Origin of the sequence: Streptococcus oralis subsp. dentisani (assembly GCF_007475365.1) — a bacterium.
In the GTDB taxonomy this organism is placed as follows: domain Bacteria; phylum Bacillota; class Bacilli; order Lactobacillales; family Streptococcaceae; genus Streptococcus; species Streptococcus mitis_AX.
In genome coordinates this window covers 1,580,364-1,602,500 of sequence record NZ_CP034442.1, presented here as the reverse complement: position 1 = coordinate 1,602,500, position 22,137 = coordinate 1,580,364, and the positions used below count along the sequence as shown (strand labels likewise).

Sequence of the window (22,137 nt, the reverse complement as noted above, 5' to 3'; positions counted from 1 at the left end):
TCGTGCGGGTCGGAACTTACCCGACAAGGAATTTCGCTACCTTAGGACCGTTATAGTTACGGCCGCCGTTTACTGGGGCTTCAATTCATACCTTCGGATTACTCCTAAGCACTCCTCTTAACCTTCCAGCACCGGGCAGGCGTCACCCCCTATACATCATCTTACGATTTAGCAGAGAGCTGTGTTTTTGATAAACAGTTGCTTGGGCCTATTCACTGCGGCTGACTTAAAGTCAGCACCCCTTCTCCCGAAGTTACGGGGTCATTTTGCCGAGTTCCTTAACGAGAGTTCTCTCGCTCACCTGAGGCTACTCGCCTCGACTACCTGTGTCGGTTTGCGGTACGGGTAGAGTATGTTTAAACGCTAGAAGCTTTTCTTGGCAGTGTGACATCACTAACTTCGCTACTAAACTTCGCTCCCCATCACAGCTCAATGTTATAGATATAAGCATTTGACTCATATCACACCTCACTGCTTAGACAGACACTTCCAATCGTCTGCTTTAGTTAGCCTACTGCGTCCCTCCATCACTACATACTCTAGTACAGGAATATCAACCTGTTGTCCATCGGATACACCTTTCGGTCTCTCCTTAGGTCCCGACTAACCCAGGGCGGACGAGCCTTCCCCTGGAAACCTTAGTCTTACGGTGGACAGGATTCTCACCTGTCTTTCGCTACTCATACCGGCATTCTCACTTCTATGCGTTCCAGCACTCCTCACGGTATACCTTCATCACACATAGAACGCTCTCCTACCATACCTATAAAGGTATCCACAGCTTCGGTAAATTGTTTTAGCCCCGGTACATTTTCGGCGCAGGGTCACTCGACTAGTGAGCTATTACGCACTCTTTGAATGAATAGCTGCTTCTAAGCTAACATCCTAGTTGTCTGTGCAACCCCACATCCTTTTCCACTTAACAATTATTTTGGGACCTTAGCTGGTGGTCTGGGCTGTTTCCCTTTCGACTACGGATCTTAGCACTCGCAGTCTGACTGCCGACCATAATTCTTTGGCATTCGGAGTTTATCTGAGATTGGTAATCCGGGATGGACCCCTCACCCAAACAGTGCTCTACCTCCAAGAATCTCTAATGTCGACGCTAGCCCTAAAGCTATTTCGGAGAGAACCAGCTATCTCCAAGTTCGTTTGGAATTTCTCCGCTACCCACAAGTCATCCAAGCACTTTTCAACGTGCCCTGGTTCGGTCCTCCAGTGCGTCTTACCGCACCTTCAACCTGCTCATGGGTAGGTCACATGGTTTCGGGTCTACGACATGATACTAATGCGCCCTATTCAGACTCGGTTTCCCTGCGGCTCCGTCTCTTCAACTTAACCTCGCATCATATCGTAACTCGCCGGTTCATTCTACAAAAGGCACGCTCTCACCCATTAACGGGCTCGAACTTGTTGTAGGCACACGGTTTCAGGTTCTATTTCACTCCCCTCCCGGGGTGCTTTTCACCTTTCCCTCACGGTACTGGTTCACTATCGGTCACTAGGGAGTATTTAGGGTTGGGAGATGGTCCTCCCAGATTCCGACGGGATTTCGCGTGTCCCGCCGTACTCAGGATACTGCTAGGTACAAAGACTATTTTAAATACGAGGCTATTACTCTCTTTGGCTGATCTTCCCAAATCATTCTTCTATAATCTTTGAGTCCACATTGCAGTCCTACAACCCCGAAGAGTAAACTCTTCGGTTTGCCCTCCTGCCGTTTCGCTCGCCGCTACTAAGGCAATCGCTTTTGCTTTCTCTTCCTGCAGCTACTTAGATGTTTCAGTTCACTGCGTCTTCCTCCTCACATCCTTAACAGATGTGGGTAACAGGTAGTACCTGTTGGGTTCCCCCATTCGGAAATCCCTGGATCATCGCTTACTTACAGCTACCCAAGGCATATCGTCGTTTGTCACGTCCTTCTTCGGCTCCTAGTGCCAAGGCATCCACCGTGCGCCCTTATTAACTTAACCTTATTAACCTAATTTTTTCAAAAATTAGAAAACTCATTAAATACTTACAGCGTTTCGGTTTATTTTCTTGTTACTATTTGATATAGATATTCAATTTTCAATGTGCATTACTTGGTGATCTCTCACCAATGGAGCCTAGCGGGATCGAACCGCTGACCTCCTGCGTGCAAAGCAGGCGCTCTCCCAGCTGAGCTAAGGCCCCACAAGACCTCTCAAGACTAAACAAGACCAATGTGCAGTTCCTTATCCTTAGAAAGGAGGTGATCCAGCCGCACCTTCCGATACGGCTACCTTGTTACGACTTCACCCCAATCATCTATCCCACCTTAGGCGGCTGGCTCCTAAAAGGTTACCTCACCGACTTCGGGTGTTACAAACTCTCGTGGTGTGACGGGCGGTGTGTACAAGGCCCGGGAACGTATTCACCGCGGCGTGCTGATCCGCGATTACTAGCGATTCCGACTTCATGTAGGCGAGTTGCAGCCTACAATCCGAACTGAGACTGGCTTTAAGAGATTAGCTTGCCGTCACCGGCTTGCGACTCGTTGTACCAGCCATTGTAGCACGTGTGTAGCCCAGGTCATAAGGGGCATGATGATTTGACGTCATCCCCACCTTCCTCCGGTTTATTACCGGCAGTCTCGCTAGAGTGCCCAACTGAATGATGGCAACTAACAATAGGGGTTGCGCTCGTTGCGGGACTTAACCCAACATCTCACGACACGAGCTGACGACAACCATGCACCACCTGTCACCTCTGTCCCGAAGGAAAGCTCTATCTCTAGAGCGGTCAGAGGGATGTCAAGACCTGGTAAGGTTCTTCGCGTTGCTTCGAATTAAACCACATGCTCCACCGCTTGTGCGGGCCCCCGTCAATTCCTTTGAGTTTCAACCTTGCGGTCGTACTCCCCAGGCGGAGTGCTTAATGCGTTAGCTGCGGCACTAAACCCCGGAAAGGGTCTAACACCTAGCACTCATCGTTTACGGCGTGGACTACCAGGGTATCTAATCCTGTTTGCTCCCCACGCTTTCGAGCCTCAGCGTCAGTTACAAGCCAGAGAGCCGCTTTCGCCACCGGTGTTCCTCCATATATCTACGCATTTCACCGCTACACATGGAATTCCACTCTCCCCTCTTGCACTCAAGTTAAACAGTTTCCAAAGCGTACTATGGTTAAGCCACAGCCTTTAACTTCAGACTTATCTAACCGCCTGCGCTCGCTTTACGCCCAATAAATCCGGACAACGCTCGGGACCTACGTATTACCGCGGCTGCTGGCACGTAGTTAGCCGTCCCTTTCTGGTAAGATACCGTCACAGTGTGAACTTTCCACTCTCACACTCGTTCTTCTCTTACAACAGAGCTTTACGATCCGAAAACCTTCTTCACTCACGCGGCGTTGCTCGGTCAGACTTCCGTCCATTGCCGAAGATTCCCTACTGCTGCCTCCCGTAGGAGTCTGGGCCGTGTCTCAGTCCCAGTGTGGCCGATCACCCTCTCAGGTCGGCTATGTATCGTCGCCTTGGTGAGCCGTTACCCCACCAACTAGCTAATACAACGCAGGTCCATCTGGTAGTGGTGCAATTGCACCTTTCAAACAGTTATCATGCAATAACTGCTATTATGCGGTATTAGCTATCGTTTCCAATAGTTATCCCCCGCTACCAGGCAGGTTACCTACGCGTTACTCACCCGTTCGCAACTCATCCAGAGAAGCAAGCTCCTCCTTCAGCGTTCTACTTGCATGTATTAGGCACGCCGCCAGCGTTCGTCCTGAGCCAGGATCAAACTCTCATTAAAAGTTTGAGTTCTCACTCATTTCTGTCACTGACAGATTTATTGTTTTTTCATTGTTCAGTACTATAACCTTAGTTATAGTGCCCTGCACATTGGTTCGTCTTGTTCAGTTTTCAAAGGTCTTTGTCACTCAATCTCTCTCAAGCGACAACTATATTAGTATATCACAGCTGTTGACCTATGTCAACAGTTTTTTGAAACTTTTTTTACTTTTTTCGTCCCTGCGATACACACATAGTCCGTACGGGATTCGAACCCGTGTTACCGCCGTGAAAAGGCGGTGTCTTAACCCCTTGACCAACGGACCTTGAGTTTTTCAACTCTTTCTATTATACCTACTTTTCAAACTTTGTCAAGATCTTTTTTTCATCCTATACAACAAATGCTTCGCAGATAATAGAAAAGAGCCAGTTTAACTGACTCTCTATTTGACTTGCCAATTAGTCGCACGTTCCTCTCCCCACCAATATGGGATCAACTCGGCAACTTTGATTGTTTTTCTTGTTTCGTAATCCATCATGAACTCCGCATCTTTATTTTCAGCATTCAGTTCTAAGAGGAATTCTCTGCATGCGCCACAGGGCATACCTGATCCTTCGCCATAGGGTGGCTTATCTCGAAAGGCGAGGATTTTCTTAACCTTAGTTTGTCCTGAAAATTGGTACATATTGAAGAGAGCTGTTCGTTCTGCACAGAGATGAAAAACGCCACAAGTGCCCTCTATACAAAATCCTGTGAATATTTGACCATCTTCTGCTTCTACCGCAGCAACGACATGGTTAGCATAGACAAAGTCAGAAACTTCGTGGGGATTGTATAAGGTTCGTGCTTCTTCATACATCTTTTCCCAGATATCCATTGGCAGTCCTTCTTATTTAGAAATCTCTTTGAGCATGTTTTCGATATGCTGAATTGACTTTTCACGTCCGAGCAAGAAAATAGTGTCTGGCAATTCTGGTCCATGCATTTCACCTGATACAGCAATTCGAATAGGCATGAAGAGATTTTTCCCTTTAATACCTGTTTCTTTTTGGACTGCTTTGATTTGTGGGAAGATGTTTTCTGTCACAAACTCCTCATCTGTCATAGCTTCTAGTTTCGCTTTGAAAGCTTCTAGAACAACTGGAACAGTTTCTCCTGTCATGACCTCGCGCTCAGCGTCTGTCAACTCTGGGAAATCTGAGAAGAAAAGATCTGTCAATGGAACGATTTCGTCCACTGACTTCATTTGTGGTTTGTAGAGTTCCACCATTTTTTCAGACTTGTCAGTCAAACGTCCTGCTTCTTCTAGGAATGGTTTGGCCATCTCAAAGATGGTAGCAAGTTCTGCTCTCTTGATGTAGTCGTTGCTCATCCAGTCTAGTTTCTTCTGGTCGAAGGCTGCTGGAGACTTGCTGAGGCGGTTTTCATCAAAGAGTTTAATCAATTCCTCACGAGAGAAAATTTCATCTTCGCCACCTGGGTTCCAACCAAGAAGAGCAATGAAGTTAAAGACTGCTTCTGGTAAATAACCTTTCTTACGGTAATCTTCGATAAATTGAAGGGTGTTGGTGTCACGTTTAGACAATTTTTTACCCGTTTCAGAGTTGATAATCAAAGTCATGTGACCGAACTCTGGGGCTTCCCAACCAAGGGCTTCATAAACCATGAGCTGTTTTGGGGTGTTGGCAATGTGGTCATCTCCACGGATAACATGAGAAATCTGCATATCGTGATCATCGATCACAACAGCAAAGTTGTAAGTTGGGTAACCGTCTTTCTTTTGAATTACCCAGTCGCCACCGATGTTACCACCTTCAAACTCGATATCACCTTTGACCATATCATGCCATTTGTAGATACCTGACTCATTAACCGCCAAGCGAACAGTTGGGATGATCCCTACTGCTTCACGCTCTGCGATGTAAGCTGCTTTTTCTTCTTGGCTCATGCCGAGATATTCATTGATGTAGCGTGGTGTTTCACCAGCTGCTTCCTGACGTTCGCGTTCAGCTGCCAACTCTTCTTCTGTAACATATGATTTGTAAGCTTTTCCTTCAGCTAGCAATTGGTCGATGTATTTTTGATAGAGTTCCAAACGTTCAGACTGGCGGTAGCTTTCATGAGTTTCTGGGCTTTCATCCCAATCCATGCCCAACCAACGAAGGTTTTCAAGCTGTGAACGTTCACCATCCTCAACATGGCGTTTACGGTCAGTATCTTCGATACGAATGATAAAAGTCCCACCATGATGGCGTGCGTAAAGGTAGTTAAACAATGCTGTACGGGCATTTCCGATGTGTAGTAGTCCTGTTGGACTTGGTGCGTAGCGTACGCGGATATCTTTTGACATAGTTTCTCCTATAAAGTCTCTAGGCGTCTGCCTTTTTGCTTTCTATATTATATCACAAGTCTCGCCTGAGTCCAATTTCTACGGATAAAGAGAGTAAAAAGAGTGGGCAAGCCACTCTTTTCTTCTATTATAGACGTGCGTTAAGCTCTTTGCTCAATTCTTCAAATCCTGGTTTTCCAAGAAGGGCAAACATATTACGTTTGTAGGCTTCAACACCTGGTTGGTCAAATGGGTTGATGGCATTCAAGTAACCTGAAAGGGCAATTGCCAATTCGAAGAAGTAGATAGTGTAACCAAGAGTGAAGGCATCTTGCTCAGGAAGAGTTACGTACATATTTGGCACGTCACCATCAGTGTGGGCGAGAAGAACACCGTCAGTAGCTTTTTTGTTTACAAAGTCAACATCTTTTCCTTGAAGGTAACCAAGTCCGTCAAGGTCTTCTTCCAAAGTAGGAATGATCACGTTCTTGCGCGGTTTGTCAACACGGACAACTGTTTCAAACATGATACGAGTTCCTTCTTGGATAAATTGACCAAGTGAGTGCAAGTCAGTTGAGAAGTTTGCTGAAGTTGGGTAAATACCTTTTTGGTCTTTCCCTTCTGATTCACCAGCCAATTGTTTCCACCATTCTGAGAAGTATTGAAGTGATGGCTCGTAGTTTGCCAAGATTTCAGTAGCATAGCCTTTACGGTAGAGGATGTTACGAACTGCTGCGTATTGGTAGGCTTCATTTTCAGCAATCTTGTCTGAAGTATAGTCTTTACGAGCTGCATTCGCACCTTCCATAAGAGCTTTGATGTCTGCACCTGATGCTGCGATTGGAAGCAATCCAACTGCTGTCAAGACTGAGAAGCGTCCACCGATGTCATCTGGAACAACAAATGTTTCCCAACCGTTAGCATCTGCTTCAACCTTAACAGCACCTTTTTGGCGGTCAGTTGTTGCATAGATACGTTTGTTTGCTTCTTCTTGACCGTATTTCTTAACCAAGAGTTCTTTAAAGACACGGAAAGCAATGGCTGGTTCAGTTGTTGTACCTGATTTAGAAATCACGTTTACTGAGAAGTCTTTGTCAGCTACGTACTCTACCAAGTCAGCAAGGTAAGTAGATGAGATTGAGTTTCCAGCGTAAAGGATTTGTGGCGCTTTGCGTTCTTCTTTTGTTTGCAAGTTTGCAAAGTGATGGTTCAAGAAGTCGATGGCTGCTTTGGCACCAAGGTAAGATCCACCGATACCGATTACAACCAAGACATCGCTATCTGACTTGATTTGCTCAGCAGCTTTCAAGATGCGGTCGAATTCTTCACGGTCGTAGTTTTCAGGAAGGTCCAACCAACCCAAAAAGTCGCTGCCAGCACCAGTTCCTTTACGAATCAATTCGTCTGCAGCCGTTACTTGTGCTTGCATGTATTCCACTTCATGTGGGGCAACAAATTTGTCTAAAACTTTTGAATAATCAAATTTAATATGTGACATGATATTCCTCCAAAATTTCTTCTTTTCTATCATAACGCTTACCTTCGATTTTTTCAAGCTTTTTTATTGAATTTGCCCAATTTTTATCAGAATTCAAACGTTTGCGTAAATTTGCTAAAATATAAAAAATCTGAAAGGACGAATAAAAACGGCTAGAGTCTCTAACCGTTACAATTCATTTAATAAATACTCAAATAGTTCTAAATTGCCGTCTTCTTCATTGACCAGAAACTCTGGATGCCACTGCAAACCGATGATACGGTGCTCGTCGATAGACTCAATCGCTTCAATAGTCTGGTCTCGAGGATCCACCGCAGTCACACGGAAATTAGGTGCCAGATCTTTGATACTTTGACGATGGACTGAGTTGACCTGACTTTCTTTGCCAAACAACTTGGCCACCACGCTTCCTTCCACTGTCTCAATAGAATGAGAGGTTCCAAAAGGCAAACCTTGCCAGTGACCTTCAATTTCTTGGTGAAGAGTGCCGCCAAAAGCAACATTGACCAGCTGAACCCCACGGCAGATTGCCAAAATGGGCTTATTCTGATGAAGTGCTTCTCTCAAGAGTGCCAATTCAAATTCATCACGGACTAGATTGTAATCGTCGCTCTCAATGGTCTTTTTCTCTCCATAAAACTGAGGATGAACATTTTGCCCACCTGTCAAGATGAGTTTGTCGATCATTTCCACATAATCGCGCACAATGGACTCATCTCCTACAGGAATCACTAAAGGGAGACCACCGACTTGACGAATGCTCTCTGCAAATTTACAGGATACAGATGAGTGGATGTTTTTCCCTTCTGCATCTACAGGACATAGATTTGCAGCAACTCCTACAACCGTTCTAGCCATGATGTGTCTCCTTTCGATTTTCTTGCGACAGTCTTATCTTATCACTCCAACCCTTTCCTGTCTAATATGTTTTTTTAAAGACCGTGATAAGTATTTTTTATGGACAAGAAAAAGCTGCCCACGAGGACAACTTTTTTATTCGAAGACAAATTGATTGTGATACAGTTCTGAGTAGAAGCCACCGAGTTTGAGCAACTCGTGATGATTTCCACGTTCAATGACCTCTCCATCTTTGAGGACAATAATCTGATCGGCATTGAGGATGGTCTTGAGACGATGGGCAATGACAAAGCTGGTTCGACCTGCTACTACTGCCTCCATGGCATGCTGAATCTTGCTTTCTGTTACAGTATCGACATTGGAAGTCGCTTCATCTAAGATTAGGACTTGAGGATCTGTCATCAAGGTTCGAGCGATGGAAATCAATTGTTTCTGCCCAGTTGAGAAGATATTTTGCTCATCATCAATAAGGGTATCATACTTATCAGGCAAGCTTTCGATGTAGTCATGAATATGAGTTGCCTTGGCAGCTGCTTCGACCATTTCCTGACTGGCATCTGGCACACCGAAGCGGATATTGTCTCGGATTGTTCCACTAAACAAGACCGAATCCTGCAGGACAATCCCGACCTTGCTCCGCAGACTGTCCAAGTCGTAGTCACGGATGTCTTTTCCATCAAAGCAAATGCTGCCTGCATCCACATCGTAGAAACGATTAATGAGGTTCATGATGGTTGTTTTCCCCGAACCAGTCGGACCGACAACTGCTATCATCTGCCCCTTAGGAGCTGAAATGCTAACATCTTTTAAAATCGGCTTATCTGGCACATAAGAGAAATCAATGTGACTGATTTCAACACCTTCTCGTAATTCCGTAAAGGCTGGTGCATTTTGCGGGCGAATCTCTTCTTCTGCATCGAACATTTCTTGGATACGATCCGCTCCAGTAAAGGCCAACTGGAGGCTCCCCCAACTCGCAGCCACCTGGATAATCGGCTGGTAGTACTGCTGAGAAAATTGGGTAAACATGACAATCAAACCTAGGGCTGTCGTTGTTTCGATACTTGGATCGTTCAGCAAGACCGCAGAACCTGCAAAAATAACGATGGCCGTATTGACCAAACTCATCCCATTCATAACTGGAAAGAGGATACCTGAGAACATTCTTCCTTTAAAGGTTGCCTTGCGCACGCGCTCATTTCGCTCCACAAAGCCTGCTACGATGTCGTTTTGAATTCCTTGTACAATAACAGCTTTCTGTCCTGAAATACTTTCGTCCATGTAGGCGTTGAGTTTCCCAACCTCTTTTTGCTGGAGATTGGTGTACTTGCGGGCCATTTTCACAATGAAGACCAACATGAGAAAGGCCACTGGGGTGCTGGCTACTGTTATCAGGGCTAGCGTCACATTTCTTGAAAACATGACAAAAATCAAACCGATGTAAAGAGCAATATTGCTCATAACCTGAACTAGACTTTCATTGAAGGCTTGAAGAATGTTATCCAAGTCACTAGTAAAGCGAGAAAGGATGTCACCATCCTGATGGCGATCAAAGAAAGAAACCGTCAAACGGGAAAGTTTGCCAAAGAGGCCTTTACGCATCTCATTTGTTGACTCAGCAATCACACGGGTCATAAAGGTCATGTAAATCAAACTGGATACTACTAAGGTGAGGACAACCAGAGCTAGATTCAGCATCAGAGCTGACAAACTTTGCCAGGCTAGTTCTGAAGTACCATTTTGATAAGCTAGAACCAGATTAGCGAGCTCCGTCACTGCTTGACCTGAAAAAACTGGAAAGAGGGCTTGGGCAATCGTCGCAATCGCAACCATCAGAACCACAATGACAAAGGAGAGCTTGTAGACTTTAAAATAATTCCAGAAAAATCGAACGGTTTTCATTTTATTCCTCCTTTCCCTTTTGTGTTTCGTAGATTTCACGGTAGACGGCATTGCTAACTACCAAGTCTGCATGCCTTCCTTCTCCAATCAATCGCCCTTGGTCCAAGACCAAAATCTTGTCTGCATGGACGACTGAACTGATTTTTTGAGCAATGATAATGGTTGTTGTCCCTTTCAGGTCTTTATTCAAAGCCTCCTGCACGAGTCTCTCTGACTTGGCATCCAAGGCCGAAGTCGAATCGTCAAAAATCAGGATACGTGGATTGCTGACAATCCCACGGGCAATGGACATCCGTTGTTTTTGTCCACCAGAAAAGTTGGTGCCACGTTCTTCGACCTGACTCTCAAATTTGTTTTCCATGCGCCCGATGAATTCACTGGCTTGGGCAATCCGCGCCGCACGTTCAAGTTCGGACACGCTGGCATTGCCTTTTCCTTGACGGAGATTATCTGCAATGGTCCCACTAAAGAGAATGGCTCTTTGCAGGACGATGGAGACCGTTTTACGCAAGGTTCCCTCGCTGACATCTCGAATGTCCTTGCCACCAATCTTGATAGAACCCTCCTGTGGATCAAAAAGTCGTGGGATTAACTGGGCAAGGGTGGACTTACCTGCCCCAGTCGCTCCAACCACACCGACCATCTGACCTGGTGCAACTTCAAAACTTACATTCTTAAGCATGGGCTCCTCATCGGTAGGATAAGTGAAGGTCACATTTTCAAAAGAGAGACTTCCTTCTAGATCCTCATCTGGAAGATCCTTAAAAGTCATCGCTGGCTCGGTATCTAGAACCTCACGGATACGCATCATCGAAATCATAGCCCGACTGACAGAATTCCCTAAAAATCCAACCATGACGATTGTAAAGATAATCTGACTGAGATAGTTAACAAAGGAAGCAATAGAACCAACGACTGACGGATCCGACTGAGCCATTCCCGCAACCAACCAGATGGAGAGGAAAACCGCTCCGTACCCAATGAGCATCATAAAAGGTTCCACTACTGAAAAGGCATAGCCAATATAAATATTTTGTCCCAGAAGCTCATCTGAGACCTCAGTAAACTTGTCAAATTGCTCTTTTTCCTGCACAAAGGATTTGACCACGCGCACACCACGTAGATTTTCCTTGGCGATGGCATTAATTCGTTCAAGAAGAGTTTGAAACTTGGCGAAGCGCGGCCCCATCATCCCCATCATGATACCTGTAAGCGCAAAAATCAGCACTACCATAAGGACAATTACCCACCAAAGTGAAGGCAGGGTATGAACCGCTAAGATAAAGGAACCAATAAAAAGCAAAGGAAGACGGAAAAGGATTTGGAAAACCATCATCACCATGTTCTGAATTTGGTTGATATCATTGGTCATGCGGACAACCAGATTCCCAGCATTAAACCGCTCAATGTTGGCATAAGAAAAGGTTTGGATCTTACGAAAAGCATCTTCCCGAAGATCCGAAGATACTCCCTGAGCGATATAGGCTGCAAGAATAACATTGACACCACCTGCAACCAGACCCACGAGGGCTACTCCTATCAACCATGCCCCAATACTATAAATAGCCTCATGTTGGCCAGCCAGTAGAGCATCTAAAACCTCCTGCAAATAGCGAGGTTGCAAGAGCGAGCTCGCAACCATCAAGCCTGTCATCACAAAGGATGCCAAGGCTTGCCATTTATAGGCTTTAATTTTTTCAATTAGCATACTTCCTCCTAATCAGATAGACAAAAGGGAGTGACGAAATTCGCCAGCTCCTCTCATTCTTTCATGTTGATGCTATTCTAGCAAAAAAGAGGAATCTTGTCAAAGGCGTTTTCTTATTATAAATTAGTGCGCTTTCACTCGCAAGTAATGCATGAAAAGGCTTTTTATGGTAAAATGAAAAGAAGAACTCTTAAAAGGAGGAAAAGATGAAGAAACAAACCATCGCTGTCTTGGGTCCTGGTTCTTGGGGAACTGCCCTTTCGCAGGTTCTAAACGACAATGGACACGAGGTTCGGATTTGGGGAAATATTCCTGACCAAATCGATGAAATCAATAGTCAACATACAAACAAACGCTACTTTAAAGACATCCTACTCGACGAAAAGATCAAGGCCTACCATGACTTGGAAGAAACACTAAAGGATGTGGATGCTGTTTTATTTGTTGTCCCAACAAAAGTAACGAGACTGGTTGCCCAACAAGTAGCAAAGGTACTTGATCACAAGGTTGTCATCATGCATGCCTCCAAAGGCTTGGAACCAGATAGTCACAAACGTCTGTCAACTATTCTTGAAGAGGAAATCCCAGCTGACCTTCGTAGTGACATTGTCGTTGTTTCAGGTCCTAGCCACGCTGAGGAAACCATTGTACGGGATATTACCTTGATCACCGCAGCCTCTAAAGACCTTGAAACTGCCCAGTACGTACAAAATCTCTTTAGCAATCACTACTTCCGCCTCTATACCAATACGGATGTTATCGGGGTTGAAACCGCTGGTGCTCTTAAAAACATCATCGCAGTTGGTGCTGGAGCATTACATGGTCTAGGATTTGGCGACAATGCCAAGGCAGCCATCATCGCCCGTGGCTTGGCAGAAATCACCCGTCTAGGTGTCGCTCTTGGAGCTAATCCTCTGACTTATAGCGGTCTTTCTGGAGTTGGTGATTTGATCGTAACAGGGACATCTGTCCACTCTCGTAACTGGAGGGCAGGTGACGCTCTCGGTCGTGGAGAATCCCTCGCAGACATCGAAGCCAACATGGGCATGGTCATTGAAGGAATTTCAACAACCCGAGCAGCTTACGAACTGGCTCAGGAATTGGGTGTCTACATGCCAATCACACAAGCCATTTACCGAGTTATCTATGAAGGTGTCAATATCAAAGAAGCAATCACTGACATCATGAACAACGAATTTAAAGCAGAAAACGAATGGTCTTAGACCCTTATAGAAAGGAACATTATGAAACAAAAAGTCAGAAAAGCAGTCATCCCTGCCGCTGGATTGGGAACTCGTTTCCTCCCTGCAACTAAAGCCTTGGCCAAGGAAATGTTGCCAATCGTAGACAAACCTACTATCCAGTTTATCGTTGAAGAAGCCCTCAAATCTGGAATCGAAGATATCTTGGTTGTTACAGGTAAGTCAAAACGTTCCATCGAGGACCACTTTGACTCAAACTTCGAATTGGAATACAACCTCAAAGAAAAAGGGAAAACAGATCTTTTGAAGCTAGTTGATGAAACAACTGGCATGCGTCTGCATTTTATCCGCCAAACTCATCCACGCGGTCTCGGAGATGCTGTTTTGCAAGCCAAAGCTTTCGTCGGAAATGAACCTTTTGTCGTGATGCTTGGGGATGACTTGATGGATATCACTAATGAAAAGGCTGTTCCGCTCACCAAACAACTCATGGATGACTATGAACATACCCACGCGTCTACTATTGCTGTCATGCCAGTCCCTCACGATGAGGTATCTGCCTATGGAGTTATTGATCCACAAGGCGAAGGAAAAGACGGTCTTTACAGCGTTGAAACCTTCGTTGAAAAACCTGCGCCAGAGGACGCTCCTAGCGATCTCGCTATCATCGGACGCTACCTCCTCACACCTGAAATTTTCCAAATCCTCGAAAACCAAGCTCCAGGTGCAGGAAATGAAATTCAACTGACAGATGCAATCGACACCCTCAATAAAACACAACGTGTATTTGCTCGTGAGTTCAAGGGAGCTCGTTATGATGTCGGAGACAAGTTTGGCTTTATGAAAACATCTATCGACTACGCTCTCAAACACCCACAAGTCAAGGATGATTTGAAAGACTACCTCATCCAACTTGGGAAAGAGTTATCTGAGGGGAAATAAAAAATACCTTATATACAAAGAAGAACTAGGATGGTTGACTATCCTAGTTCTTCTTTTATTTGCACTTATCTCATCCCTGTACTTTGCCTATCATTGAAGAAAAGAATCGATAGGTCGAGCAGTTCCCATACTTGTCTCTAATTATTTGCCAAATTTCGTGAAAGCACTATACTTCTGTTTGTTTTTTTATAAAAACAGGAGTATACTAAGTTAGTATATTGAAATCATAACTGACCGCCTAACGGGTGGTTTGCACCAGGGCTATAAGCCCAAATTACCAGCAAGCGCCTAAAGACGCTGGCTTTCACGTTGTTCAAGCCTCATTGCTCTTGACTCGTCACTTGCCTCTTAAAGAGACTTTGTTTGGTACTACTTACCACTATCCCTAAAGGAATCCTCATATTCTTTTACACTTAATTTATCTAGTGCTATATCATGCTTTACTCGTTCTCGAATTTTCATACTCGTGAAGAAATCATCCACTGGATAATTTCTTTAATCTTGAATATATTTCTTAATTGTGGCTTCATTAAGCCCTACTGTGCTCACATAATAACCTTCTGCCCAGAAATGCCGATTTCCAAACTTATACTTGAGGTTGGCGTGTTTATCAAACATCATGAGTGCATTTTTGCCTTTTAAATACCCCATAAAACTTGAAACACTTATCCTTGGTGGAATACTGACTAACATATGTACATGATCAGGCATCAAGTGACCTTCGATAATCTCAACACCTTTATAACTACATAATCGGTGGAATATTTCTCCCAAACTACTTCGATATTGATTATAAATGATTTTTCGTCTATACTTAGGGGTGAACACAATGTGATATTTACACATCCACTTTGTGTGTGATAAACTATGTGCCTTTTGTGCCATATTTTTCTCCTTTCGCTTTACAATTGGCTTGAACACCTTTATTGTATCGCGTTTGGAGTTTTTTTGGTATAACCTTCAACGCGCACCCGCATAGCGGGTGGTTTATTTGTCTCGCACCTTACGGAGCGAGACGGACTAAAAGTCACATAAATAAAAAGCACCGAATCGGTGCTCACTTTTTCAAGTTGTGTACAGACAAAGCCTTATTTTAACTCGCTGTGTTGTTTCGAATGGTTCAAACTTACATAAAAAGCTACTCAAAAAATGAGTAGCTTTTTAACTATCTCCCCTACACATAGCTCATTCCCTTATAGCATAGGAAAACGGCTAGTGCGATAAAAAGTACGGTTGCTCCGATTCGCTGGCTGGTACTGTACATCCTTCTCTCCCATCTGACTGGGAAGATGACTGCTAGAAAAGCACCGCCTACTGCGCCACCAATATGCCCTGCTAGGCTGATTCCTGGAATCAGAACACTTCCAATGATATTTATAACGAAAAGCGTCAGGTAGGATTGCCCTAACTGCTGGATATAGGGGCTGCGAGTCGCATAGCGCAAAACGATAATCGCAGCAAATAATCCATAGAGAGAAGTGGAGGCACCTGCTGCTAGGACTTTCGGTGTGAAAGCAAAAACAAAGAGATTGCCCATCATTCCTGATAAGAGATAAAGAAGGAAAAATTGCTTAGAGCCGAAAATCTCCTCCACCTGTTGTCCAAGAAAGTAGAGTGAAATCATATTGACAATGAAATGCTCCCATCCGATATGCACAAATATAGCCGAAAATAGGCGCCAAATCTGCTCGGGGAACAGGCGAATGATCGGTCCATACATAGCTCCAAACTGAAAAAGAGTTTTGGCTTGATCAAAGTTGATACCCGTAGTAATCAACATCAGTAGAAATACAAAGCCAGTCACTAGGAGAAAGAAACTAGTCACAGGGTAGCGTTTATCAAAGATTTCCTTCATAGATTAGCACCTCCTGAACGGGAATATCATGGTCTTCCGAGTTGAAATCCTGGATTTGACAAGGATAGATTGTACTTAGGCTATGCCCACCAAAATTCTCCAGATAGCGGTCGTAGTAGCCTCCGCCATATCCAATCCGATAGCCCTCTTTCGTAAAAGCTAGCCCTGGAACATGAATCAAATCAATCTGAGACGGATCCACCACTTCCAAGTCTCCTTGCGGTTCCAGTAAACCAAAGGAAGTTTTTGCCAACTGCTGCGGATCATATACCACAAATTCCATGCGCCCCTTGGGATAGGTTTTGGGTATCAGAACCTTTTTGCCGTCCTTCAGCACCTGCTTGATCAGTTCCTGCGTTTGAAACTCATGCGGGAAAGAGAGATAGGTTGCGATGGTCTTGGCTTCTTGGTAAAAGGGGTGTTGTAAGAAACGCTCAGTTAAAACTTGGTCCATAGCCTGTTTTTGCTCCTGAGATAGAGTCTTCATTTCTTGCAAAATTTTCTTGCGTAGTTCTGCTTTCATAGACAATTCCTCTACTCTGCTGCCTTCTTTTTCAGGAAACTAGAGACCGCATCTACCCCAATGGCTAAGGCTTCTTCCTTAGGACTCATCTGAGGGTGATGAAGGGCGTAGGGACTATCGATACCCAGCCAAAACATAACGCCATCTACCTTCGAAAGAAGATAGCCAAAATCTTCACCTGTCATAGCAGGCTCGATATCAATCAACTCGATTCCGTCTTTCTCTTCAAAGAAGTCCATCAGTTCACGCGCCAAGGCTGGATTGTTCTCAACAGGCAGGTAGCCCCCTTGTTTGAGTTCCACTTCTACTTCCATACCAAAGGCTGTCGCAACTCCCTCTGCGACTGTTTTGACTCTTTTTTGTACCAAGAGACTCATGTCCTGGGTCAAGGCCCGAATAGTTCCATGTAAAAAAGCTGTGTCTGTGATGACATTGTTGGTTGTTCCAGCTTGGAAAACGCCAAAAGTCACCACCGCTCCCTCGATTGGGTTGACATTGCGGCTGACAACTGACTGTACTTGGGTCACAAAGTAACTAGCAGCCACCAAGGCATCATTGGCCTCATGCGGGAAGGCTGCGTGCCCACCTTTTCCTTTGAAACGAATCTTCACCTCACAAGTCCCTGCAAAGAGCGTATGGGTGTTGGTCGCAATCTGGCCGACTTTCAGATCTGGACGAACATGAAGGCCATAAAACTTGTCTGGCAACCAGTCCCCAAAAGCACCATCCTCATACATGAGCATGCCACCAGCTTCATTTTCTTCAGCAGGCTGAAATAGGAAGAGCAAATTATTCTTTGGTTGCTCCTCAAGAGCACGCTCGAGACAGCCCAAGGCAATGGTCATGTGGAAATCATGTCCGCAAGCATGCATACGACCTTGATGTTGGGAAGAAAAAGGCAGGTCTGTTTGTTCGACGATAGGCAGGCCATCAATATCTGTCCGCCAACCAATGGTGCGCTCAGGCTGGCTTCCCTGCAAATAGACCAAAATCCCTGTCCGCCACGTACGAACTTGAACAAAGTTCTTGTCCGCAGTCAATTTCTCAATCACAGCCAACAAATAAGCCTGAGTTTTGAACTCTTCTAAGCCAATCTCTGGAATCTGGTGCAAATCTCGTCTAGTCTGAATCAAATCTAACATCTATCTGTCCTCCTTTTGATAGAAGAAAGAGGCTGGAAGAAGTATCCGCCTCTTTTTTACTTTTACAAATTACAAGGTACGAAGCGCATCTTCTAGCGCTGTTTTTTGTTGAGTTTGGGTGTCGATTTCTTTGATAATACGAGCCGGAACACCTGCTACCACAACGTTTTCTGGAACATTTTGAGTCACGATAGCTCCTGCAGCGACAACTGAACCACTACCGATTTGGACTCCTTCGATGACCACTGCATTGGCTCCGATGAGAACATTGTCCCCGACACGGACTGGATCGGCACTGGCCGGCTCAATTACACCTGCCAAAACTGCACCTGCACCAACGTGACTGTTCTTCCCAACGATGGCACGACCACCAAGGATAGCACCCATATCGATCATGGTTCCTGCACCGATTTCTGCTCCGATATTGATAACAGCTCCCATCATGATAACAGCATTGTCACCAATTTCCACTTGGTCACGGATAATAGCACCTGGCTCGATACGAGCGTTGATAGTACGTTTGTCTAGCAAGGGAACTGCCGAATTACGAGCATCTTGCTCAACAACATAGTCTTGATTTTCTACCAAGCCTTCGAGAAGCGGAGCGATATCCTTCCAATCTCCAAAAAGGACATTGCCTAGTTTGACAACAGAGCTAGGAACTTCAGAAGCCAGCTCCCCTTCAAAAGTAACCTTTACACTTGTTTTCTTCTCAGCATTGGCGATAAATTGGATGATTTCTTGGGCATTCATTTTTGTGGCAGTCATAGGCGCCTCCTAGTTCGTTATAATGATACCTATTCTACCAAAAAAGGCTTCAAATTTGAAGCCTTAAGCACTCGAACAGAACATTTTACCTTTCCTTCGTTTCCTCAATTGACAAGAAAACCATTGGAACGATAATCAAAATCATAGCCAAAGCTAGAAAACCATCCAAAACCATACCTAGAAATAGCACACTTAACAATGCGGAAGATAAAGGTTCACTGGCACTCACAACTGACACAACTAACGGTGAGACGAGTAGCACAGCCTTCATCGAAAGGAAAAAAGCAAAAGCCGTTCCAAACACAGCAATAGTAAAACAAATCAAAAGGCTCGTCACATCAAGTTGAAAGGTAATCTGATGAATAGGATAAAGAAAATTGCTAAAAACACCTGCTAGCAACATTCCCCAACCAACGGTTGGCACAAAACCATAGTCACGTGCAAAACGCTGAGGCAGAATAACGTTGAACATGACCCCTACAGCACTGAGTAGCCCTGTCACTAAAGCCAGAGGTGTCATTGATAGCTTGGATAAATCCCCTTTTGTAGCCATCAAAAAAACACCTATCATGGCAATCAAAACATAGAGAATGGCTGTGATAGAAGCCTTCTTCTGGTAGACAATGCGATTGTAAAACAAGATAAAAACTGGACTGATAAATTGCAAAATCGTTGCTGTCGTCGCATTGGAATACTCAACACAGAGATAAAAGAAAAACTGCACAGAAAAAATACCTAGAATAGCATAGGCTAAAAAAGGCAGATAATTTTTCTTGTCCCGCCAGATATCCAATAACTGGGTGCGTAACTGAAAGGCTGATAAAACTAAAACCAAACTCCCTGCCACTAGCAAGCGCATGGAAGTGATCCAGCCAGACGACACCTGATAATGGGCGAAAAAATATTCTCCTAAAATACCACAAATTCCCCAAATCAGACCTGACAACAGTGAATATAGAGTTCCCTTAAAAATCTTCTTTTGATACTTATTCATTCTCCTATTGTAACACGAAATGAAAAAAGAAAAAAGTAGCATGAAAAAATATTATTGAATGAATCATGCTACTTTTTTATTCTATCGATTTGATTGATTTGAGCGAGTTGATGAGCTTGTTCCCGAACTACCACTTGAACTTGGGAGAGTTGGGGTCGGGAGACTCGGTAAACTTCCTAGAATGTTCTTCCAAGCATTTTGATAATCGGCATCGCTCCCTCCGATGGCAAAGCGGTAAGTGGTTACTGGCGCCCCTTCTTTAGTAGCCCAATAACTCGTTACAGTAAAACCTGAAACGTTGACTTCTTTGCCATTGATTGTGACCTTGCCAGGTTTCTCTCCTGTCGATTTGAGGACTTGAGACTTGGTCACACTTGGGTCTAGACTAAAGCGTTCATTCCCCCATATGCCAGGTTCAGCTTGCTGGATAGTATTGACTAAGTAAGCCATGTATTTGGCATTGCGGTAATGACCTGCACCCTTAGCTAGCGGTCGGTTGTCATCGTGACCTAACCAGCCCCCTAGAGTCAAGCGTGGCGTAGAAAGCATGAGCCACATATTTTCATCTTCATTGGTCGTACCAGTCTTTCCAATCCAGTCAGCACGAGCCAGACTTGGATTGATAGAGGCCAAATCAGTCTGAAAGCTTGACGTAACTCGAGATGAGATCACCTCGCGAAGCAAACTCTGCATGATGGTCGCTGTCGCTTTTGAATAGACTTGAACAGATTGACTTTTATGCTCATAAATCACTTGTCCAGTCGTCGATTCAATCTTGGAAATCATATGTTTCTTGTGGTAGACCCCATTATTAGCCAAGGTCTGATAACCATTGGTATGCTGGGCAACTGTAACCTCAATTCCTCCACCCATCGGTAAACTTTCAATGCCATATTCTGGGATTTCATAACCCATTTTTTCCATATAACCCTTGACATCAACACCCTTCTCTCGAAGCGTACGATAAGTCCAGTAGGCCGGGATATTCCATGAATAGTTGAGAGCTTCTCCCAAGGTCATCATCCCTGTACCAGGACTATTGACATACATGATGGGATTACCATTTGAAAAGTTTGTCGGATAGTTAGACAAGATACTTGCACTTCCCATCAAACCTTGGTCAATCGCGATACCATAGGCCAGTATAGGCTTAGTGGTTGAAGCTGGAGAACGTTTGGTGTCAATGGCATGATTGTTCTGATTTTCTTGATAATTACGACCTCCAACAAATCCAAGGATGGCTCCCGTTTGGTTGTCCATGAGGACATTCCCTACTTCGGGCTGGCCTGTCGAATCATCTAGCAGATATCCGTAGGTCGCAACCGCATTTTGCATTGCTGTATGAACTTTTTTATTAATGGTAGTGGTAATTTTATAACCACCGTTTTCGATTTCCTTGGCTGCCAACTCACGGTAAGCCTTCTGGATAGACTCATTCTTTAGTTCTTGGGCAGATACATGATCTCTCTCAACTAGATAATCATACATCCGATCGGTAGCTTCTGCCAAGGTTGCAAAGTAAAGATAGTCGCGTGAGCTTCCGTTGACACTACCCGATGGTAGAAAGTCTTGCTTGAAGTCATAATCCTTGTACTTGTCGTAATCTTCCTGGCTCAGAGCACCTGTCCGGTACATATTGTAGAGGACATCCTTGGCACGCTTGATTCCCAAAGCCATATCCTCATCACTCTTCATACTTCCGTCAGATTCATAAGGAGAATAACTGATCGGACTCTGTGGCAAACCTGCGATAAAGGCAGCTTGAGGTATCGTCAAATCTGAAGCATTAACACCGAAAATTCCTTCTGCAGCTTGCTGAGCACCTGCAATATTTTGACCTTTATGATTGCGACCAAAAGGAGCAATATTCAGATAGGTTGTCAGAATTTCGTCCTTGCTCATGACGCGCTCCAAGGCAAGAGCATCTATGATTTCTGTCGCCTTACGAGCCAAGGTCGGAGCATCTCCAACCACCTGCTGTTTGATGACCTGTTGTGTCAAAGTTGAGCCACCGCTGGACGACCCTAGACCGACAAAGGTTCCCAAGGTCGCACGAATAACGGCCTTAGGCACAACTCCCTTGTGCTCATTGAAATGCTCGTCCTCTGTCGCAATGATAGCCTTTTTAAGATTATCTGATATAGCATCCGAAGCTACTGAAGTTCGCAACAAATCGCCCTCAATCGAAGCGATGGTAGTCCCGTCAGAATAAGTGATTTCTGAGATAGAGGCAATATCCTTCACTTGCTTGACCAGCTCTTCTGCTTGAGGTACCTTGGCCTTGTCAAATAGAGCAACGCCATAGCCCATAGCCACTCCAGCGCCAAACATGCCACCGATAAAGCCTAGGATAAAGAGGGTGTTGAAAACTACTTTAAAGCCACTCAAAACCTTAGCCAAAATAGACCCAACCCTTCTGACTTTGTCAGAAGAAGCCACTTTCTTATTAATCTTTTTACTTGCTTGTTTTTTCTTCCATTTGACAGATAGTTGCTGGAAAAAATGCAGCATTTTTGTTTTTAATTCATCAATTCTTTTTTTCATGAATGTCCTCACTTTCTTTATTATACCATAAAAGGGAAACTTTCAATAAAATAGCCACTTTCTTCCCTATTCCACTAGGCTATTGCCCAAGTTTGTGATACAATAGGTAGAAACAATATT

Annotated in this window: 14 protein-coding genes, 2 tRNA genes, 2 rRNA genes and 1 pseudogene (1 of these 19 cut by a window edge); 2 read left to right on the top strand and 17 right to left on the bottom strand. The window is 44.5% G+C overall.

All coding sequences use genetic code 11. The features are described from left to right. From EJF26_RS08070 to EJF26_RS08025, 10 genes are all read right to left on the bottom strand, one after another. Positions 1-1,973, bottom strand: a 23S ribosomal RNA gene (locus EJF26_RS08070) (it extends 931 nt beyond the left edge of the window). Positions 1,974-2,102: 129 nt separating this feature from the next. After that, positions 2,103-2,175 (bottom strand) — tRNA-Ala (locus EJF26_RS08065). Positions 2,176-2,226: 51 nt separating this feature from the next. Next, positions 2,227-3,773, bottom strand: a 16S ribosomal RNA gene (locus EJF26_RS08060). Together the 16S and 23S rRNA genes with 2 tRNA genes alongside form the textbook arrangement of a ribosomal RNA operon. 232 nt (positions 3,774-4,005) lie before the next feature. Further along, positions 4,006-4,077, bottom strand: a tRNA-Glu gene (locus EJF26_RS08055). Positions 4,078-4,194: 117 nt separating this feature from the next. After that, positions 4,195-4,629 (bottom strand): cytidine deaminase family protein, encoded by a 435-nt coding sequence (locus EJF26_RS08050; protein WP_000355932.1) that lies wholly within the window; start codon positions 4,627-4,629, stop codon positions 4,195-4,197. Between the two features lie 12 nt (positions 4,630-4,641). Continuing rightward, a complete protein-coding gene (gene gltX / locus EJF26_RS08045) occupies positions 4,642-6,102 on the bottom strand; it encodes a glutamate--tRNA ligase (protein WP_000031072.1) in 1,461 nt (486 codons plus the stop codon). A gap of 127 nt (positions 6,103-6,229) precedes the next feature. Beyond that, positions 6,230-7,579, bottom strand: a complete 1,350-nt coding sequence (locus EJF26_RS08040) for a glucose-6-phosphate isomerase (protein ID WP_000018242.1) — start codon at positions 7,577-7,579, stop codon at positions 6,230-6,232. A gap of 168 nt (positions 7,580-7,747) precedes the next feature. After that, on the bottom strand, positions 7,748-8,437 hold the full coding sequence (locus EJF26_RS08035) for a gamma-glutamyl-gamma-aminobutyrate hydrolase family protein (protein WP_000124765.1): 690 nt from the start codon (positions 8,435-8,437) through the stop codon (positions 7,748-7,750). Positions 8,438-8,572: 135 nt separating this feature from the next. Next, complete coding sequence (locus EJF26_RS08030) at positions 8,573-10,339, bottom strand: ABC transporter ATP-binding protein (protein WP_000860005.1); 1,767 nt, start codon at positions 10,337-10,339, stop codon at positions 8,573-8,575. A gap of 1 nt (position 10,340) precedes the next feature. Beyond that, on the bottom strand, positions 10,341-12,047 hold the full coding sequence (locus EJF26_RS08025; protein WP_000904374.1) for an ABC transporter ATP-binding protein: 1,707 nt from the start codon (positions 12,045-12,047) through the stop codon (positions 10,341-10,343). 206 nt (positions 12,048-12,253) lie between these two features. Here EJF26_RS08025 and EJF26_RS08020 point away from each other — a divergent pair, with 206 nt between their 5' ends. Both EJF26_RS08020 and galU read left to right on the top strand, forming a co-directional pair. Then, positions 12,254-13,270, top strand: a complete 1,017-nt coding sequence (locus EJF26_RS08020) for an NAD(P)H-dependent glycerol-3-phosphate dehydrogenase (protein WP_000745018.1) — start codon at positions 12,254-12,256, stop codon at positions 13,268-13,270. Between the two features lie 21 nt (positions 13,271-13,291). Continuing rightward, on the top strand, positions 13,292-14,191 hold the full coding sequence (gene galU / locus EJF26_RS08015; protein WP_000811027.1) for a UTP--glucose-1-phosphate uridylyltransferase GalU: 900 nt from the start codon (positions 13,292-13,294) through the stop codon (positions 14,189-14,191). A 369-nt stretch (positions 14,192-14,560) separates the two neighbouring features. On the opposite strand, the pseudogene tnpA reads toward galU, so the two are convergent. From tnpA to pbp1b, 7 genes and pseudogenes are all read right to left on the bottom strand, one after another. After that, a pseudogene (tnpA, locus tag EJF26_RS08005) lies at positions 14,561-15,076 on the bottom strand (IS200/IS605 family transposase). 289 nt (positions 15,077-15,365) lie between these two features. Further along, the gene (locus EJF26_RS08000) at positions 15,366-16,046 is read right to left on the bottom strand and encodes a rhomboid family intramembrane serine protease (protein ID WP_000658480.1); all 681 of its coding nucleotides are present in this window, start codon (positions 16,044-16,046) and stop codon (positions 15,366-15,368) included. After that, a complete protein-coding gene (locus EJF26_RS07995; RefSeq protein ID WP_000642761.1) occupies positions 16,030-16,569 on the bottom strand; it encodes a 5-formyltetrahydrofolate cyclo-ligase in 540 nt (179 codons plus the stop codon). Before EJF26_RS07995 ends, EJF26_RS08000 begins: the two co-directional genes overlap by 17 nt. An 11-nt stretch (positions 16,570-16,580) precedes the next feature. Next, positions 16,581-17,711 (bottom strand): N-acetyldiaminopimelate deacetylase, encoded by a 1,131-nt coding sequence (locus EJF26_RS07990; RefSeq protein WP_000885090.1) that lies wholly within the window; start codon positions 17,709-17,711, stop codon positions 16,581-16,583. Between the two features lie 69 nt (positions 17,712-17,780). Beyond that, complete coding sequence (gene dapD / locus EJF26_RS07985) at positions 17,781-18,479, bottom strand: 2,3,4,5-tetrahydropyridine-2,6-dicarboxylate N-acetyltransferase (RefSeq protein ID WP_000127441.1); 699 nt, start codon at positions 18,477-18,479, stop codon at positions 17,781-17,783. Between the two features lie 85 nt (positions 18,480-18,564). Continuing rightward, on the bottom strand, positions 18,565-19,473 hold the full coding sequence (locus tag EJF26_RS07980; RefSeq protein WP_001046350.1) for a DMT family transporter: 909 nt from the start codon (positions 19,471-19,473) through the stop codon (positions 18,565-18,567). An 81-nt stretch (positions 19,474-19,554) separates the two neighbouring features. Beyond that, positions 19,555-22,017 carry a penicillin-binding protein PBP1B gene (gene pbp1b, locus EJF26_RS07975; protein WP_000745802.1) on the bottom strand — a complete coding sequence of 821 codons (2,463 nt, stop codon included), beginning with the start codon at positions 22,015-22,017 and terminating at the stop codon, positions 19,555-19,557. Positions 22,018-22,137: the final 120 nt, after the last annotated feature.